15 protein-coding genes and 1 pseudogene are annotated in these 17,887 nt (G+C 74.3%); 8 read left to right on the top strand and 8 right to left on the bottom strand.

The genetic code is table 11. The annotated features are described in order from the left end of the window. From BUE41_RS04595 to BUE41_RS04580, 4 genes are read right to left on the bottom strand one after another with little or no spacing between them, the layout of a single operon-like run. Window positions 1-2,382: an aerobic carbon-monoxide dehydrogenase large subunit gene (locus tag BUE41_RS04595; protein WP_073455612.1), complete on the bottom strand. Its 2,382-nt coding sequence runs from the start codon at window positions 2,380-2,382 to the stop codon at window positions 1-3. Further along, window positions 2,379-2,918, bottom strand: a complete 540-nt coding sequence (locus BUE41_RS04590) for a (2Fe-2S)-binding protein (RefSeq protein ID WP_073455611.1) — start codon at window positions 2,916-2,918, stop codon at window positions 2,379-2,381. The genes BUE41_RS04595 and BUE41_RS04590 overlap by 4 nt, the downstream gene beginning before the upstream one ends. Further along, window positions 2,915-3,781: an FAD binding domain-containing protein gene (locus BUE41_RS04585; protein WP_073455610.1), complete on the bottom strand. Its 867-nt coding sequence runs from the start codon at window positions 3,779-3,781 to the stop codon at window positions 2,915-2,917. Before BUE41_RS04585 ends, BUE41_RS04590 begins: the two co-directional genes overlap by 4 nt. Next, window positions 3,781-4,026 (bottom strand): hypothetical protein, encoded by a 246-nt coding sequence (locus BUE41_RS04580; RefSeq protein WP_143171973.1) that lies wholly within the window; start codon window positions 4,024-4,026, stop codon window positions 3,781-3,783. The genes BUE41_RS04585 and BUE41_RS04580 overlap by 1 nt, the downstream gene beginning before the upstream one ends. A 167-nt stretch (window positions 4,027-4,193) precedes the next feature. Here BUE41_RS04580 and BUE41_RS04575 point away from each other — a divergent pair, with 167 nt between their 5' ends. The 7 genes and pseudogenes from BUE41_RS04575 to BUE41_RS32820 all read left to right on the top strand — a co-directional run. Then, window positions 4,194-5,075, top strand: coding sequence for an FAD binding domain-containing protein (locus BUE41_RS04575; RefSeq protein ID WP_073455608.1), 882 nt, complete (start codon window positions 4,194-4,196; stop codon window positions 5,073-5,075). After that, a complete protein-coding gene (locus BUE41_RS04570; RefSeq protein ID WP_073455607.1) occupies window positions 5,076-5,561 on the top strand; it encodes a (2Fe-2S)-binding protein in 486 nt (161 codons plus the stop codon). Continuing rightward, on the top strand, window positions 5,558-7,966 hold the full coding sequence (locus BUE41_RS04565) for an aerobic carbon-monoxide dehydrogenase large subunit (protein ID WP_073455606.1): 2,409 nt from the start codon (window positions 5,558-5,560) through the stop codon (window positions 7,964-7,966). Before BUE41_RS04570 ends, BUE41_RS04565 begins: the two co-directional genes overlap by 4 nt. 30 nt (window positions 7,967-7,996) lie before the next feature. Continuing rightward, window positions 7,997-8,920: an XdhC family protein gene (locus tag BUE41_RS04560; RefSeq protein ID WP_073455605.1), complete on the top strand. Its 924-nt coding sequence runs from the start codon at window positions 7,997-7,999 to the stop codon at window positions 8,918-8,920. Further along, window positions 8,917-9,795: an AAA family ATPase gene (locus tag BUE41_RS04555; RefSeq protein ID WP_073455604.1), complete on the top strand. Its 879-nt coding sequence runs from the start codon at window positions 8,917-8,919 to the stop codon at window positions 9,793-9,795. Before BUE41_RS04560 ends, BUE41_RS04555 begins: the two co-directional genes overlap by 4 nt. After that, window positions 9,788-10,927 (top strand): vWA domain-containing protein, encoded by a 1,140-nt coding sequence (locus BUE41_RS04550; protein ID WP_073455603.1) that lies wholly within the window; start codon window positions 9,788-9,790, stop codon window positions 10,925-10,927. Before BUE41_RS04555 ends, BUE41_RS04550 begins: the two co-directional genes overlap by 8 nt. Window positions 10,928-11,083: 156 nt before the next feature. After that, window positions 11,084-11,578, top strand: a pseudogene (locus BUE41_RS32820) (tylosin resistance protein TlrC); the annotation flags it as partial. 234 nt (window positions 11,579-11,812) lie between these two features. Here the strand turns inward: BUE41_RS32820 and BUE41_RS04540 are convergent. After that, complete coding sequence (locus BUE41_RS04540) at window positions 11,813-13,561, bottom strand: ATP-binding protein (protein ID WP_073455601.1); 1,749 nt, start codon at window positions 13,559-13,561, stop codon at window positions 11,813-11,815. Between the two features lie 83 nt (window positions 13,562-13,644). Between BUE41_RS04540 and BUE41_RS04535 the strand changes: the two genes are divergently transcribed. Next, entirely contained in the window at window positions 13,645-14,421 is a 777-nt protein-coding gene (locus BUE41_RS04535; RefSeq protein ID WP_073455600.1) for a VOC family protein, read from the top strand. On the opposite strand, the gene BUE41_RS04530 is transcribed toward BUE41_RS04535, so the two are convergent. The 3 genes from BUE41_RS04530 to BUE41_RS04520 all read right to left on the bottom strand — a co-directional run bounded on the left by BUE41_RS04530 (window position 14,411) and on the right by BUE41_RS04520 (window position 17,744). Then, complete coding sequence (locus tag BUE41_RS04530) at window positions 14,411-14,863, bottom strand: cupin domain-containing protein (RefSeq protein WP_073455910.1); 453 nt, start codon at window positions 14,861-14,863, stop codon at window positions 14,411-14,413. The genes BUE41_RS04535 and BUE41_RS04530 overlap by 11 nt on opposite strands. After that, the gene (locus BUE41_RS04525) at window positions 14,860-15,630 is read right to left on the bottom strand and encodes an SDR family NAD(P)-dependent oxidoreductase (protein ID WP_073455599.1); all 771 of its coding nucleotides are present in this window, start codon (window positions 15,628-15,630) and stop codon (window positions 14,860-14,862) included. The genes BUE41_RS04530 and BUE41_RS04525 overlap by 4 nt, the downstream gene beginning before the upstream one ends. A 119-nt stretch (window positions 15,631-15,749) precedes the next feature. Beyond that, window positions 15,750-17,744 (bottom strand): AAA domain-containing protein, encoded by a 1,995-nt coding sequence (locus tag BUE41_RS04520; RefSeq protein ID WP_143171972.1) that lies wholly within the window; start codon window positions 17,742-17,744, stop codon window positions 15,750-15,752. Between the last annotated feature and the right edge of the window lie 143 nt (window positions 17,745-17,887).

Below are 17,887 nucleotides of genomic sequence, written 5' to 3'. Positions count from 1 at the left end.
TCAGCTCCGTCCCACCGGCGGGGCGCCGGACACGCTCTGCCGCGTCTGCAGCGCCGTCCACACGCGGTCGGGCAGCAGCGGCATGTCGATGTTGCGCACCCCGGCGTCGCCGATCGCGTCGATCACGGCGTTGACGAACGCGGCCGGCCCGCCGACCGCTGCGCACTCCCCCACGCCCTTGGCACCGATCGGGTGGTGCGGGCACGGCGTGACGACCTCGTGCAGCTCGAAGCCGGGGGTCTCCCACGCCGTCGGCAGCAGGTAGTCCATGTAGTTCGCGCCGATCATGTTGCCGTCGGCGTCGTAGGTCTGGAACTGCATGCTGGCCATGGCGTAGGCCTCGGTGAGCCCGCCCATGATCTGGCCCTCGACGATCATCGGGTTGATCCGCACGCCGCAGTCGTCGACGGCGACCACGCGCAGCACGTCCCACACCCCGGTCTCCGGGTCGACCTCGACCGTCACGATGTAGCAGGCGAACGGCCAGGTCAGGTTGGGCGGGTCGTAGTAGGCGGTGGCCTCGAGGCCGGGCTCCATCCCGTCCGGCATGTTCGAGTACGCGGCCATCGCGCACTCCTGGATGCTCGCCCCGCGCTCCGGCGCGCCGCGCACGTAGAACCGGCCGAGCTCCCACTCGACGTCCTCCTCGGACACCTCGAGCAGGTGCGCGGCGATCTTGCGCGCCTTGGCCCGGACCTTGCGGGCCGCCATCGACACCGCGGCCCCGGCCACCGGGGTGGACCGCGACGCGTAGGTACCCATGCCGTACGGGGCGGTGTCGGTGTCGCCCTCTTCGACGACGACGTCGTCGGCCGGGATGCCCAGCTCGTGCGCGACGATCTGCGCCCAGGTGGTCTCGTGGCCCTGGCCCTGGGTGCGCGCGCCGGTCCGCAGGATCGCCTTGCCGGTCAGGTGCACCCGCAGCTCGGCTGAGTCGAACATCTTGATGCCGAGGATGTCGTACTCGCGGCTGTTGCCGGCCCCGAGCGGCTCGGTCATCGTCGAGATTCCGATGCCGAGCAGCCGTCCCTTCTCGCGGGCCGCCGCCTGCTCGCGCCGGAACTCGTCGTAGCCGATCGCGTCCAGGCCGACCTGCAGGCACTTGTGGTACTGCCCGGAGTCGACGAGGAACCCGAACGGGGTGCGGGCGGGGAACGCGACGTCGCGGCGCAGGTTGATCCGCCGGAACTCGGCCTGGTCCATGCCCAGGTCGGTGGCGGCGGCCTGCATCATGCGTTCCTGGAAGAACATCGCCTCGGTGACCCGGAACGAGCACCGGTAGGCGACGCCGCCGGGGGCCTTGTTCGTGTAGTGGCCCTGCGCGGTGATGTAGCCGATGCCGATGTCGTAGCAGGCGAACGCCGAGTGCAGCAGGCCGACCTTGAACTTCGACGGCTGCGCGTCGGCGAAGAACGCGCCCTGGTCGGTGTCGGCGTGCATGCGGACGGCGAGGATCTTGCCGTCGCGGCGCAGCGCCATCTGCGCGTCGAGGTACATGTCCCGGCCGAACCCGGTGGAGATCAGGTTGCCGGTCTTGTCCTCGATCCACTTCACCGGGCGGCCGGTGAGGATCGACGCGAGGATCGCGTGCACGTAGCCCGGGTAGACCGGCACCTTGTTGCCGAAGCCGCCGCCGATGTCCGGCGAGACGATGCGGATCTGGTGCTCGGGCAGCTCCGCGATCAGCGCCACCGCGGCGCGCACGATGTGCGGGGCCTGGGTGGTCATGTAGACGGTGAGCTTGCCGGTGCCGGCGTCGAAGTCGGCGACGGCGCCGCAGCACTCGATCGGTGACGGGTGGCTGCGCGGGTAGTGCAGCTTCAGGCTCGACACGACGTCGGCCTCGGCGAACGCGCGCTCGGTGGCCTCGCGGTCACCGACCTCCCACCGGTAGCAGGTGTTGTCGGTCTGCCCCGGCTTGTCGTCGCGGATGATGGGCGCCCCCGGCGCGGCGGACTGCTCGGGGTTGACGATCGCCGGCAGCGGCTCGTAGTCGATCTCGACCGCGTCGCAGCCGTCCTTGGCGATGTACGGGTCGTCGGCGACGACGACCACCACCTCCTGGCCCTGGAAGCGGACCTTGTCGGTGGCCAGCACCGCCTGGGTGTCGTAGGAGAGCGTGGGCATCCAGGCGAGGTTGCGCTGGGCCATCATCTCGCCGGTGAGCACCAGCCGGACGCCCGGGATCTGCCACGCCTTGCTGGTGTCGATGCGCGTGATGCGGGCGTGCGCGAGCGGGCTGCGCACGATCTCCATGTAGAGCATCCCGGGCAGCTTGATGTCGTCGAGGTAGGTCCCGCGGCCCCGGACGAACCGCTGGTCCTCCACGCGCAGGCGGCTCGCTCCGAGCCCGCCGATCTTGACCTCGTCGAGGGCGGTCATCGCGCGTCCTCCTCTGCGGGCTGCGCGCCGCGCTGCTTGTCGGCGGCCCACAGCACCGCCTTGACGATGTTCTGGTAGCCGGTGCAGCGGCAGAGGTTGCCGGAGAGCGCCCAGCGGACGTCCTCCTCGGACGGGTCCGGCTCGCGGTCCAGCAGCGCCCGGGCGGCCATCATCATCCCGGGGGTGCAGAACCCGCACTGCAGGCCGTGCTCGCGGTGGAAGCCCTCCTGCACGGGATCCAGCTCGCTGGGCGTGCCCAACCCCTCCACCGTGGTGATCTCGTGGCCGTCGGCCTGGACGGCCAGCATGGTGCAGGACTTGATCGGGTTGCCGTCGTGGAGGACGGTGCACGCCCCGCAGTTGGTGGTGTCACAGCCGATGTGGGTGCCGCGCAGCGCCAGCCCCTCGCGCAGCAGGTGCACGAGCAGCAGCCGCGGCTCGACCTCGACCACCCGCGGGGTGCCGTTCACGGTCACCGTGATCCGGCGGGTGTCCGCGCTCGTCTCGGTGATCTCGACCGTCTTGGAGAAACTCATGCTGCCACGACCTCCCCGCGGGCGAGCCCGCGCCGCACGAACGTCGCCACGACGTGGCGCTTGTACTCGACGCTGCCCCGGTGGTCGGCCTGCGGCTGCGCCGCCTCGGCGGCCAGCCGGGCGGCCTGCTCGACCGTCTCCTCGGACAACGGCTTGCCGACCAGCACGTCCGCCGCGTCCGCGGCGTTGATCGTGGCCGGTCCGACGCCGGTGAGCGCGATGCCGGCGCGCACCACCCGGCCGCCGCTGTGCTCCAGCGACACGGCGACGCCGACGGTCGCGAAGTCGCCGACCCGGCGCTCCAGCTTCAGGTAGGTGCCGGTGCGCTGCCCGACCGGCGGCGGCACCACGGCCTCGTAGGCGAACTCGCCGGGCTGCAGCGCGTTCTGGAACGGGCCGACGACGAAGTCGGTCATCGCGATCGGCCGCTTGCCGCGCGGGCCCATCGCCACGATGTGCCCGCCGAGCGCCATGAGCACCGACGCCCAGTCACCCTGCGGGTCGGCGTGGCAGATGGAGCCGACCATCGTGCCGCGGCTGCGGACCATCGGGTCGGCGACCAGCGGGGCGGCCGCGGCCATCACCGGGTACTCGGCCGCGAGCAGCGCGGAGCGCTCCAGCGTGACGTGCCGGCAGAGAGCACCGACGCGCAGCGTGCCGTCGGGGTCCTCGGTGAGGTGGTCCAGCCCGGGCACACCGTTGATGTCGACGACGAGCTCGGGGGCGGCGAAGCGCAGCTTCAGCATCGGGACCAGGCTCTGCCCGCCGGCCAGCACCTTGGCGTCGTCGCCGTGGCGGGCCAGCAGGTCGAGCAGCTCCTGGATGCTGCGCGGCGCCTCGTAGGCGAACTTCGCGGGGTACATCAGGGCTGCCTCCGCTCGGGTGGTTCGGCCACGGCGACCGGGTGCGACTCGTCGGTGGGATCCGGGCGGCGCTCCTGGTGCGGGGGCCAGGGACCGGCCACGGGCTGGCCGGCGATCTTCAGGTACTCGGTGAGTTGCGTGAACGCCCAGATCGTGGGGCTGGTGCCACCGGTGCGGGGCGCGTTCTCGATCAGCTCGTACATGCGCGGGTTGCCCCGGCTGTGGCCGTCGGACTCGATGGGCATCGTTGCCTCTGCTCGCCTCGTCGGGATGTGGTGGGAGTGTGACGTGGCCGACATGCTGCCCGGGTGCAGCCGGCGCCTCCACTCGGCCTAAGCGAAGGCTTAACCGCCCGTTGCCTCGATCGTGTGACGGGGACCACCATGGTCGGCGAGACGGCACCAGGAGAGCAATGCAGCTTCCCGCGCACTTCGAGTACCAGCGCGCCCGCTCGGTCGAGCACGCGCTCGCACTGCTGAGCCGGCACGGACCCGAGGCCCGGCTGATCGCGGGTGGGCACAGCCTGATCCCGATGATGAAGCTGCGGCTCGCCCAGCCGGAGCTGCTGATCGACATCAACGAGGTCCCGGAGCTGGGCGGCATCGAGATCACCGAGGACGAGATCCGCATCGGGGCGCTGGTGCGCCACACCCAGCTGCTCGACTGCGCCGAGGTCGGGAGGTCGGCGCCGATGCTGCACGACGCCGAGCGGGTGATCGCCGATCCGCTGGTGCGCAACCGGGGCACGGTCGGCGGTTCGGTCTGCCAGGCCGATCCCTCGGAGGACCTGTCCGGCGCGTTCAGCGCGCTGCGGGCGGTCGCTGACATCGCCGGGCCCGCCGGCGAGCGGACCGTGCCGATGCGCGGGTTCTTCCACGGCCCGTACCAGACCGCCGTCGGGCCGGACGAACTGCTGCTGCGGCTGCGGGTGCCGCTGCCCGCGCCGGGGTTGCGCACCGGCAGCGCCTACCGGAAGGTGTCCCGCCGGGCGGGCGACTGGGCGGTGGGCGCGGCCGGCGCCGCCGTCACGCTGGCCCCGGACGGCACGGTCGCCGAGGTGGGCATCGGGCTGACCGCCCTCGGCGCCCGCGAGTTCGTCGCCACCGAGGCCGAGGACCTGCTGCGGGGGCAGCGCCCCACGCCGGAGGCGATCGACGCGGCCGGCCGGGCCGCCGCGCAGCACTGCGAACCGGTCGCCGACCAGCGCGGGCCCGTCGAGTACAAGCGCCACCTCGCGGGTGAGCTCACCCGCCGCGTCCTGCGGGACGCGCTCGCGCGCGCCGGGGGGAGGTAGGTGGAGATCACCGTCACCGTGAACGGCCGCACCCGCACCCGCGATGTGGAGCCGCGGCTGCTGCTCGTGCACCTGCTGCGCGACGAGCTGCGGCTGACCGGCACCCACTGGGGCTGCGACACGTCCAACTGCGGGGCGTGCGCGGTGTGGCTGGACGGGGTCCCGGTGAAGTCGTGCACGGTGCTCGCGGTGATGGCCGACGGCCACGAGATCCGCACCGTGGAGGGGTTGGAGGGCCCGCACGGGCTCGACCAGATCCAGATCTCGTTCGTCCAGTGCCACGGCCTGCAGTGCGGGTTCTGCACCCCGGGGATGCTGATGACCGCGCGCTGGCTGCTCGACCGCGTGCCCGACCCGACCGACGAGCAGATCCGCGAGGCGATCAGCGGGCAGACCTGCCGCTGCACCGGATACGAGAACATCGTGCGGGCCATCCGGCACGCTGCTGCGGCCGAGCGAGATGCCGCCGAGCGGGGTGCGCGATGACGCTCGTCGATCCGCGCCGCGACCCGGCCGCCGCCGCGCCCGTGCCGAACGGGTTCGGACCGATGCTGCGCAAGGAGGACGGTCGGTTCGTGCGCGGCCGCGGCCGGTTCGTCGACGACATCGATCTGCCCGGGATGCTGCACGGCGCGGTGCTGCGCAGCCCGTACGCGCACGCGCGGATCGTCTCGATCGACACCGGCGGCGCACTGGCCCACCCCAAGGTGCGGGCGGTGATCACCGGGGCGGACCTGGAGCGGCGCGGCATGGCGTGGCTGCCGACGCTCTCCCACGACGTGGCCGCCGTGCTGGCCACCGACAAGGTGCGCTACCAGGGGCAGGAGATCGCGTTCGTCGTCGCCGAGGACCGCTACTCCGCCCGCGACGCGCTCGCGCTGATCGACGTCGAGTACGAGCCGCTGGCCCCTGTCGTCGACGCCCGCCGGGCCCTCGACCCGGACGCGCCGCTGGTCCGCGACGAGGTGCCCGGCCGCGCCGACAACCACGTCTTCGACTGGGAGGCCGGGGACGCGGCCGCGACCGACGCCGCGTTCGCCGCCGCCGAGCACGTCAGCACGTGCGACCTGCTCTATCCGCGGGTGCACCCGGCCCCGCTGGAGACCTGCGGCATCGTCGCGGCGCTCGACCCGGTCACCGACCGGCTGGTCGTGCACTGCACCACGCAGGCCCCGCACGCGCACCGCACCCTCTACGCGACGCTGACCGGGATCCCCGAGCACCGCATCCGCATCGTCGCACCCGACATCGGCGGCGGATTCGGCAACAAGGTCGCGCTCTACCCCGGCTACCTGTGCGCGGTGTACGCAGCGACGATCACCGGGGCGCCGGTGAAGTGGACCGAGGACCGCTCCGAGAACCTGATGAGCACGTCGTTCGCCCGCGACTACCACATGCACGGCGAGATCGCGGCGACGAAGGACGGGCGCATCACCGGGCTGAGGGTGCGGGTGCTGGCCGATCACGGCGCGTTCAACGGCACGTCGCAGCCGTCGAAGTTCCCGGCGGGGTTCTTCCACATCTTCACCGGCTCGTACGCGATCCAGGCGGCGCACTGCCGGGTCACCGGTGTCTACACGAACAAGGCGCCGGGCGGGGTGGCCTACGCCTGCTCGTTCCGCATCACCGAGGCGTCGTACCTGGTGGAGCGGATGGTCGACGTGCTCGCGTTCGACCTGGGGCTGGACCCGGCGCAGGTGCGGCGGAAGAACCTGCTGCGCCCCGAGCAGTTCCCGTACCGCTGCGCCACCGGCTGGGTGTACGACTCCGGCGACTACCCGCGCGCGCTGGAGCAGGCGCTGGAGATGGCCGAGTACGCCGAGCTGCGCGCCGAGCAGGCGCAGCGGCGAGCGGAGTACGAGCGCACCGGCGAGGGCGCGCTGCTCGGCATCGGGCTGTCGACGTTCACCGAGGCGGTGGGCGCTGGCCCGAAGAAGCAGATGGACATCGGCGGGCTGGGCATGGCCGACGCCGCGGAGCTGTCCGTGCACCCGGACGGCACGGCCGAGCTGCGGCTGTCGTGCATGTCGCAGGGGCAGGGCCACGAGACGACGTTCGCCCAGATCATCGCGCACGAGCTGGGCATCTCCCCGTACGCGGTGAACGTCGTGCAGGGCGACACCGATCGCACCCCGTTCGGCCTGGGCACCTACGGGTCGCGCTCGACCCCGGTGTCCGGTGCCGCGGCGGCCACCGCGGCGCGGCGGGTGCGCGAACGGGCGAAGCTGGTGGCCGCGGCGATGCTGGAGATCTCCCCCGCCGACCTGGAGTGGGAGGCGGGGCGCTGGCAGGTCCGCGGCGATCCGGCGGCCGGGGCCTCGCTCGCCGAGATCGCCCGCGCCGCGCACGGCTCCCTGGAGCTGCCCGACGACCTGGAGGGGCAGCTGTCGGGCCGGTGCGTCTACAACCCGCCCAACCTGACGTTCCCGTTCGGCGCGTACGTGTGCGTCGTCGAGGTCGATCCCGGCACCGGGCAGGTGCGGGTGCGCCGGTTCGTCGCGGTCGACGACTGCGGCGTGCGGATCAACCCGACCGTCGTCGAGGGGCAGATCCACGGCGGGCTGGCCGACGGCATCGGGATGGCCTTGATGGAGGTGCTGGCCTTCGACACCGACGGCAACCACCTGGGCGCGTCGTTCATGGACTACTTGCTGCCCACGGCGCTCGAGTGCCCGTCGTGGGAGCTGGGGCAGACGGTGACCCCGTCGCCGCACCACCCGCTCGGGGCGAAGGGCATCGGCGAGTCCGCGACCGTCGGGGCGCCGGCCGCCGTCGTGAACGCGGTGCTCGACGCCATCGGGGTGCGGCACGCGGACATGCCCCTCACCCCCGCGCAGGTGTGGTCAGCCATGCGGGGCCGGCCGCTGCGCACCGACCTGGCGGTCAGATGACCGCCCGCGAAGAGCGATGAGGTGAGCGTGATGACTCGAGCAGACGTCTTGTCCCAGGTGGCCGCGCTGCGGACGAAGCGGGAGCCGTTCGTGCTGGCCACGGTGGTGCGGGCGGAGCGGCCGACCAGCGCGAAACCGGGCGACTGCGCGCTCGTGCTGGCCGACGGCACCGTCGACGGATTCGTGGGCGGGGCGTGCGCGGAGTCGACGGTGCGGCTGGAGAGCCTGCGGCTGCTCGCCGCCGGCGAGTCGGGACTGCTGCGGATCACCCCGCGGGCGGGCAGCGAGACCCTCGAGGAGGGAGTGCGCACGGTCGGCAACCCGTGCCTGTCCGGCGGCACCCTGGAGATCTTCCTGGAAGCGATGATCCCGCCCGCGCTGGTGCTCGTCCACGGCGAGGCGCCGGTGGCGCGGGCGCTGGTGCGCGTGGGCACCGCGCTCGACTGGGACGTGCGGACGGTGACCGACCCGGCTGCGCCGATCCCGGTCGACACCGCTGCGGTCGTCGTCGCCTCGCACGGGCGCGACGAGACACCGGTGCTCGCCGCCGCGCTGAAGGCCACCGTGCCGTACGTGGCGCTGGTGGCGAGCCGGCGCCGCGCCGAGGGGGTGCGGGCCGAGCTGGCCGCGCTCGGCGTTCCGCAGGAGGACCTCGACCGCGTGCACGCTCCGGCCGGGCTCGACATCGGTGCGCGCACCGCGCCGGAGATCGCGCTGAGCGTGTTCGCCGAGATCATCGGCGAGCGGCCGCGGGTCACCGGGCACGCGTGCGAGGCATCGCACGAGCACCACGCCACGGCGGAGCCCGAGGTGGCGATCGATCCGGTGTGCGGCATGCAGGTCGCGATCACCCCGACCGCGCTGTCCGCGCAGCACACCAGCGAGACCGTGTACTTCTGCGGCAGCGGCTGCCGGCGCGCGTTCCTCGACGACCCGGGCCGGTTCCGTTCGTGACCACCCCGTTCACCGACGTCGACGACCTGCGCGCCCGGCTGGACGCGCAGGACTACCTCGCCGACGACGCGCTGGCCACGGCGCTCTACCTGGCGGTGCGGTTGCGGCAGCCGCTGCTGCTGGAGGGCGAGCCCGGGGTCGGCAAGACGCACGCGGCCCGCGCGCTGGCGGCCGCGGCGGAGGCGCCGCTGCTGCGCGTGCAGTGCTACGAAGGGCTCACCGCGGCGGAGACGATCTACGAGTGGAACTACCCGCGGCAGCTGCTCGCCATCCGGGCGGCCGAGGCGCGGGGCACCCCGCTGGCGGACGCCGACCTGTTCACCGAGGAGTTCCTACTGGCCCGGCCGCTGCTGGCGGCGATCGACCATCCCGGCCCCGGACCGGCCGTCCTGCTCGTCGACGAGGTGGACCGGGCCGACGACGCCTTCGAGGCGTTCCTGTTCGAGGCGCTGGCCGAGCAGGCGGTCACGATCCCCGAACTGGGCACCCGGCGGGCACGGGTACCGCCGGTGGTGGTGCTGACCTCGAACCGCACCCGCGACCTCCACGACGCGCTCAAGCGGCGCTGCCTCTACCACTGGATCGCGCATCCCGACGCGTCGCGGGTGGCGCAGATCGTGGCGCGGCGGGTGCCCGGGGCGCAGGGCCCGCTCGCGGAGCGCGTCGCGGCCGTCGTCGAGCGGATGCGCGCGATGGCGCTGCAGAAGCCGCCCGGCGTCGCTGAGGCGGTGAGCTGGGCCGCGGCGCTCGACGCGCTCGGGGCGCGGGAGCTCGACGCGGGGGCCGCGGAACGGACGCTCGGCAGCGTGTGCAAGTACGCCGAGGACGTCGAGATGGTGCGGGCGGGGCTCGCGACGCTGCTCGGTCATGGCTGAGCAGCTGGCTTCGTTCGCCGCGCGGCTGGCGGGGGCCTGCCGGGCGGCCGGGCTGCCGGTGGGGCCGGACCGGGCGGCGCGGTTCGCGGCCGCGGTCGCAGCGGTGGAGCCGTCGACGGCCGAGCGGCTGCGGCACTGCGCGACGGCGACGCTGGCCTCGGCGCCGGAGCACGTCGCCGCGGTGCAGCGCGCGCTCGAGGAGGTGCTGGCCGGCGTGCCCGAGGTGCCCGCCGATCCGGCGGACGGGCGGCGGTCGCCCGCCCGGGCGGTCGACGGACCGGCGGGTGCACCGGCTCCGCCCGCCGGCCCACCGGTCGGCGGCGGAGCGGGTCCGGAGCAGGAGCACGGGCTGGTCGCGTCGGCGCGGGAACAGCTGGGCGGGCGCGACTTCGCCGAGCTGACCCCCGGCGAGCTGGCCGCGCTGGAGTCGGCGATGCGGGCGCTGCGGCTGGCGACGCCGCTGCGGCGGACCCGGCGCACCCGGCCCGCGGCGCGGGGCCGCGTCGACGTGCGGGCGTCGCTGAGGGCGGCGCGCAGCACGGGCGGGGACGCGCTCCGGCTGGTGCGGCGGGAACCGCGGCGCGAGCCGCGGCGACTGGTGGTGCTGTGCGACATCTCCGGGTCGATGTCGCCGTACGCGCGGGCGATGGTGCAGCTGCTGTACTGCGCGGCCGGTGGGATCGACGCCGAGGTGTTCACGTTCGCCACCCGGCTGACCCGGATCACCCCGGCGCTGGCCCGCACCAGCCCGGCGGAGGCGCTCGCCCGGGCCGGGGAGGCCGCGCCCGACTGGTCCGGCGGCACCCGCATCGGGGAGTCGCTGCGCGCGTTCAACGACACCGTCGGTGTCCGCGGCCTGGCCCGCGGCGCGGTGGTGCTGATCGTCTCGGACGGGTGGGACACCGGCGACCCGGCCGTCCTCGGTGCGCAGCTGGCCCGGCTGCGGCGGGTGGCGCACCGGATCGTGTGGGCCAACCCGCGGGCGCACCGGCCCGGCTTCGCCCCGCGCACCGGCGGCATGGCGGCGGCCAGGCCGCACTGCGACGCCGTCGTCGGGGTGAAGGACCTCGACTCGCTGCCCGAGCTGCTGGCCGCGCTCACCGGAACTGCGTCGAGAACGAGCTCATGGTGATCAACAGGGCTTTTCGATCACCACAGCCTCGTTCTCGACGGGGCGCATCCGGGAAACCGGGCGACGCGGCGTGCGCCGGAGTGGCTGGAGGAGCACCTGCGCGGCCACCGCGGTGCGCTCGTCGTCGTCTCCCACGACCGGTGGTTCCTGGAGCGGGTGGCGACCGCCCTGTGGGAGGTCGACGCAGAGCGGCGCACCGTGCAGCGCCACGGCGGCGGCTACGCCGGTTACCCCGCGGCGAAGGCCGCGGCGCGGCGGCAGTGGGAGGAGCGGTACGCGCGCTGGACGGAGGAGCTGGCCACGCAGCGCCAGCTCGCCCGCGTCGCCGCCCAGCGCTACGAGGCGGGCCCGCGCGGCAACACCGACCGCATCAACGGCCGCCACCAGCGCAGCGTCGAGAAGCAGATCTCGGCGCGGGTGGGGCACGCGAAGGAGCGGGTGCGCCGGCTGGAGGCCGAACCGGTCCCGCGGCCGCCGGAGCAGTTGCGGTTCACCGCCACCCTGCGCGCCGGCCGCACCCGTGGCGAGGTGCCGGAGACCCAGCTGCACGGCGTCCGCGTCGACGGGCGGCTCGCCGTGCGCGAGTCCTCCGTCGAGCCCGGCGAGCGGGTGCTCGTCACCGGGCCGAACGGGGCGGGAAAGACCACGCTCGTGCGGGTGATCGCCGGGGACCTCGAACCCGATGCGGGCCGGGTGGAGACCGCGGGGGTCGGGCACCGGCCGCCGGCCCCGACCGCTACGAACGGCCCTTTCGTCCACCTGGAGTGGACGAAAGGGCCGTTCGTTGCGCTATTCCTGCGGGAGCCCGGGGCGTCGATCACCACCGCCGTGAGCGCGTGCCCCACCGCCAGCGGGTGGTCGAACCTGCTGCGGGCTCGGCGGGCGTCAGAACGGCGCGTCGTCGTCGTCCGTCGCGACGGGCAGCCGCGCGAACGGGTCCCTGGTGTACGGCGCCGGTGCGGGTACCGCACCGTTGGTGCTGCCGGTCGTGGCGGGTGGCAGCTCCCCGGACGTCTCCGACAGTCGCGTCGCCCACGCGGGGAACGGGAACTCGACCGCCAGCGGCACCGGGATCTGCGGCTGCGAGACGAACATCGTCCCCGGTTTGGCGAGCACCGCGCGGGCCCGCTGCGCGGGCGGCAGGAACCCGTACTCGGGCCGGCCGGCCTCCGCCGGGTCGAGCCGCCCCACCACCTTCACCGATGAGTTCGACACGATCCGCCGCTCCACCTCGCTCGCGGTCTGCTGCGCCCCGATCAGGATGATGCCCAGCGACCGGCCGCGCTCGGCGATGTCGAGCAGCACCTCCTTGATCGGGCTCGAACCCTCCCGCGGGGCGTACTTGTTCAGCTCGTCGATCATCGTGAACAGCAGGCCCGCGCTGCCCGCGGCCTCCTTGCGCGCGGTCTCCGCGGCCAGCACCACACCGACGACGAACCGCTGCGCGCGCTCGGGGAGGTTGTGCAGGTCGACGACGGTGACCTGGCGGCCCTCCGTCGTGACCCGCCGCGAGGGCACGTCGGGCAGATCCCCGCGCACGAGGGTGCGCAGCGGCTTGACCGACGAGCGCAGCCGGCGCAGGAACGCGTTCACCGTGCCGGTGCCGGTGACCGGGCCCGCCCAGTCGCGGCGGGTCTCCTCGTCGAGCAGCTGGTCGGAGACGAACTCGACGAGATCGTCGTAGGTGCGCAGGATCCGCCCGCCGAGCTGCACGGCGCCGTCCCCGACGGGCGTGGCCTCGCGGCGCAGCCGGGCGGCGACCTGGTGGACGACCATCGTGTACTGGTTGCGCTCGTCCTCGGCGTCGGCGAACACGTACGGCAATAGCTCGCCGGTGCAGAACTCCGCGAGCGTCCACCAGAACGCCGACACCCCGCTCGGGCGGCCCGACACGTACGGGCGGCCCACCGGGTCGTCCGGCGTCGGCGGCGCGAAGAACCCCGCGGACGCGAACGGCTCGGCGGGCAGGCCCAGCCGGGCGTAGGCGGCGCGCAGGTCGTCGTCCAGGTGGACGTTGGGTTGATCGAGGAAGAGCAGGTCCTCGCCCTTCACGCTGAAGATCAGCGCCTTCGCGTTCACCGCCCGCTTCCCCAGCGCACCGCTGCGGAACAGCCCGTACAGCAGGAAGAGCGCGAAGCTGGTCTTGGTCGCGACCCCGGACACTCCGCTGATCGACACGTGCCCGCCGCGGGTGCCGTCGAGGAACTCCAGGTCGATGTAGACGGGCTCGCCGTCGCGCCCCATCCCGACGGGCACCTTACGGTCCATCGTGTCGAAGTACAGCGCCTGTGCGCGCTCATCACCGGCGGCGCGGTGCACGAACGCACCCGGCATCGGCGGCACATAGCACTCCGGTTCGACGCGGGTCGTGGTGACCTCGGCGATCTCCTGGACGTGCGCGGGCAGCACCCCGTCGGCGATGAGGAACACATCGGAGCCGAACGTGGCGCCCTCGTGCCGCGCGGTCACCTGGGTGACGACGCCGGACGTACGGACCCGGCCGAAGCCGGGTACGTCGCGTTCGGCCACCACCACGTCGTCGAGCTGCAGGTACTGGCCGGGCGCCAGAGCGACGCTCCACTCCAGCGGAGTGGCGTCCTCGGTCCCGACGACCCTCCCGACCGGTTCGGACACGCGGCGACGATAGGCCCGAACGGTCGACGCGCTCCGCAGGGGGTCGGTGAGACGCTGCCCCGTCCGACGCCGAGGAGGACGCCGTGACCATCCGCACCACCCCGTGGCCTGCTGGCACACCCTGCTGGGTCGACACGTCCGTTGACGACCTCGCCGCGGCCACCGCCTTCTACGGCCCGGTGATCGGCTGGACGTTCGTCGACAGCGGCGAGCAGTTCGGCCACTACACGCTCTGCCAGCACGACGGGCACGCCGCCGCCGCGATCACCCCGGTCCAGCCGGGCGCGCCCGGCCCTGCGCCGTGGACCGTCTACCTCGCCAGCGACGACGCCGCGGCCACCGCGGAACGGGTCACCGAGCACGGCGGCACGGTCGTCGTGGGACCGGAGCAGATCCCCGGCGTGGGCGTGATGGCCGTGGCCGTGGACCCGACAGGTGCGGCGTTCGGCATCTGGCAGGCGCGCGAGATGGTGGGCTTCGAGATCGCGGACGAACCCGGCGGCGTCGCGTGGACCGACGTGCGGGTCACCGACGTCGCCGCGGCGAAGGCGTTCTTCACCGCGGTGTTCGGGTGGACCTACCGACCGGTCGAGGGCGCCCCTACGGACTACGTCACAGTCCACCTCGGACCCGGCGGAGCCGCGGTCGGCGGGCTCGGCGGCATGACGGGCGCCCCGGAGGGCACGCCGTCGCACTGGCTCACGTACTTCTCGGTGGCCGATGTCGACGCCGCCGCCGAACGGCTCACGGCGCTCGGCGGCGAGACCCTCATGCCGGCCATCACCACGCCGTTCGGGCGGATGGGCGCCTACGCCGACCCCACCGGCGTCCCGTTCGCCCTCCACTCGGTCACGGGCTGACCCGGGTGAGCGCGGCGATGTCCGCCGCGGCCTGCGGGTAGCGGCGCTGCAGCGCGGCCCGCTCCCCGAGCGTGAACATCTCCCACTCGAACGGCGGCGCCGTGGTGGTGCCGACCAGCGACCAGTCCCCCGCCGGCCGGGAGCCCTGCCACGTCCCGGCCGGCACGACGATCTGGGGGCGCTGGCCGGCGGCGAGGTCCGGGCCGAGGACGGGCCGCTCGACCGATCCGTCCGGGTGCAGCAGGAGCATCGCCAGCGGTGCGCCCGCGTAGTGGTGGTAGATCTCGGCGGCGGTGAGCACGTGCAGCGCCGAGAAGTCGGGGGACTCGAGCAGGAAGTAGATGGCCGACGAGTGGGCGTCGGCGTAGGTGCGCCGGAACAGACCGCCCTCCTCGGGCAGCGGTTCCAGGCCGAGCAGCTCGACGATCTCGCGCGCGGTCATCGCGCCCACCCCGACACCGCCGACACCCCGGCGTCGACGACCAGGTCGTGCCCGCTGATGCAGCGTGCCATCGGGGACGCGAGGAACACGCAGGCGTCCCCGACGGCCTGCGGGGTGATCAGCTCGCCGAGCGGTGCGGCGGCCCGCCACCGCGCCACCCCCGACGGCCACTGCTCCTCGATCCCCGGCCGCGTGACCAGGCCCGGCGACACGCTGTTGACCCGGATCCGCGTTCCGTACTCGACGGCGGCGGCCCGGGCGAGCATCACGGTCGCGGCCTTCGCGGCGGCGTAGTGGGCGTGCCCGCGCTCCGGCCGGCTGCCCTCGATCGACGCGACGAGCGTGATCGAGCCGCCGTCGGGCAACGCGGGCGCGGCGGCCTGCAGGGTGGCGAAGGTCCCGGTCGCGTCGGCGTCGAGCACCGCGCGCCAGTCCGCGACCGACATCCCGGGCAGGTCCGCGACCGGCTGGATCCCCGCGGCCGCGACGACGTGCTCGAGCCCGCCGAGCCGCTCCCGGCAGCCGTCGACGAGCGCGGCGCAGGCGCCGGGATCGCGCACGTCCCCCGCGAGCGCGACGGCCCGCCCACCGGCGGCGGTGAGCTCGGCGACGAGCGCCTCGGCCCGGTCCGCCCCGGTCCCGTACGCGACGCCCACTGCGGCTCCGGCGGCGGCGAAGCGACGGGCGATCCCGGCGCCCACGCCGCCGGACGCGCCGGTCACCAGCACCACAGTGCCCCCGAGATCGGGGAGGGCGGGATCACGCACGCCGCACAGTCTGCCCGGCGAGGCGGACCGGGGCAGCGGGCCTGCCCGACTTCTACGAACGGCACTCTCGTGAGTACCACTGCTCACGAAGGTGCCGTTCGTAGGAATCCGGGCAGCCCTCAGCGGGCCACCTGCTCCTGCGCCCGGTACCCCCGCGGCTGCGGGAACCCGCTGCCGCCGCGGAACTCCCGCAGCATCGCCACGCACCCCTCGGTGTCCAGCGCCGCCTCGGGGCTGTCGATGCGGCAGTACGAGAACGCCGTGCCGGCCACCCACGTGGCGAGGCCGTGGTCGCTCAGCGCGGCTGCCCGGACCGCGCTGGGCAGCCGGGGTCCGGGGCGCTGGAAGTCGCCGAACAGCACCGCGGCGCTCCCGGCCCGCGCGACGGCGGCAAGCACCTCCGCGAGTGGGACGGCGGCGGCGCCCTCCACGAGCACGACGTCGAAGCGGCCGGGCGGCAGCGCGGCGGCCGCAGCCACCGTGGTGGCGAGGACCGCGGCCCGTTCGATGATCTCCACCCGGGCGCGGGCCCGCTGCTGCGCGGCCCGCACGGCCAGCGCGTGGTGCTCGGCGCTGAGCCGGCCGAGCGCAGCGGCCGAGCTGGGCCGGCGCCGGCGCAGCCGCAGCAGTCGTTCGTACCGGGCCGGTAGTCCGTCGCGTTCGGCGGCGGCGACCAGCTCGCGATCGGCGTCGGTGGGGGCACCGCGCAGGCGGGCGGCCTCGGCCCGCGCGGCCAGCTCCTCCGCGTACGCCTCGGCGCGGACGAGCTGCGTGGCGGCGGCGAGGACCTCGTTGTGGGCGTCGACGAGCCGGGCGTCGATCGCCGCGAGATCGGCTGCGGTCACCGTGCCCGCCACCGATCGGGCCTGCAGCAGCTCCCACTGCACAGCGCTGCGCCGCTCGGCGGTCTCCCGCTCGGCCTTCGCGAGGTCGCGGTCGGCCACCTCGGCCTCGCGGCGGCGCCACACCCGGTCCAACCAGTTGTCGGCGCGCCGCCGGGCCCAGTGCCGCGCCACAGCCTGCTCCGTGCGGCGCCGGCGCAGCTCGCGCTCGAGCCGGCGCAGCTCCTCCTCCAGCACGTCGATGCGAGCGAGCGCAGCGCGCGCGTCGGCGAGCTCGTCCCGTTCCCGCAGGATCGCCGCCCGGGCCGAGACCGCCAGGTTGTGCCGGGTGGCGGCGGTGCGCACCACGGCTGCGGCCGCCCGCCTGCGCGGCTCCAGCTCGGCGAGCTCCTGCTCGGCGGCGACCCGCCGGGCGGCGCGCTGGTAGGCGTCGTCGTCGTAGCCGGCGAGCTGGGCGGTGAGCTGCGTGATCTCGGGGTCCTGCCCGGCGAACGTCGCGAGCTGGTGTCCGACGACGGCCCGGCGGCGATCCTCGACAGTGGTCTCGCGGGCGGCGAGGAGATCGAGCGCCACCCGCTCGTCGTCAGCCACCGGCGGGTGCGCCGGGCCTACCCGCACGACCTGCCCCGGCTCCGGTTCGAGCGCGGTCACGAGCGCGGCGACGGCGGCGTCCACCACCGCGTCGGTGGCCCCGAGCAGCAGCACCCGGCGCCGGGCGCGCGCGAGATCGGCGGCCGCGCCCACCACGACGGCCGTGGTGCGCGGCCCGGCCGGGCCCCACACCAGGCGCAGCCCGGGTGTGCGGCAGGCGCGGTAGGCCTCGGCCTGCTCGATCGACAACCCGCCCGGGTACGGGATCGAGGGATCCGGCGGCCCGGCGAGCCGCTGCAGGACGAGATCGGTGGCCAGCGAAGCGGGGACGGTCCGCAGCAGCGCGGCGTGCAGCGCATCGACCGGGCGGGTGATGTCGGCCCACACGCTCCGTGCGTCCGCGGGGAGCCCGGCCGGCACCCGCAGCAGCAGGTGCCCGCGCTCGTCCCGGCGCACCTCGTCGACGAGGTACGCGCCGGGCCGCTCCGGCCCGTCCGGCCCGGCGAGCCACCACTCGCCGGCGACCACACCCGGGTCGGGCAGCTCCAACCAGCCGGGACCGCCCGCCGGGCCGGCCTCCCCCAAGCAGGCCCAGCGCTGGGCGATCGGGAACGGAGTGGGGAACGCGTCGATCCACCGCTGTACCGCATCGGCCGCACCAGCAGTCCATTCGGCAGGCATCTGGCTCCCCCGAGAAGTCGCACCCGCACCCCGATCGAAGTAAACCAGGAATGACCGGACGATCACAGAGCGCACACAGCGGGCTGCGGGCGCAAGCCCACGATGGGGTGGACGTCGCACCCACCACCGGAGGGCTGGATTCG

The sequence above is a fragment of the Pseudonocardia thermophila genome, from assembly GCF_900142365.1.
Lineage (GTDB): Bacteria > Actinomycetota > Actinomycetes > Mycobacteriales > Pseudonocardiaceae > Pseudonocardia > Pseudonocardia thermophila.
Note: the sequence above shows the minus strand (reverse complement) of the source record. Positions and strands in the feature narration are given on the sequence as shown.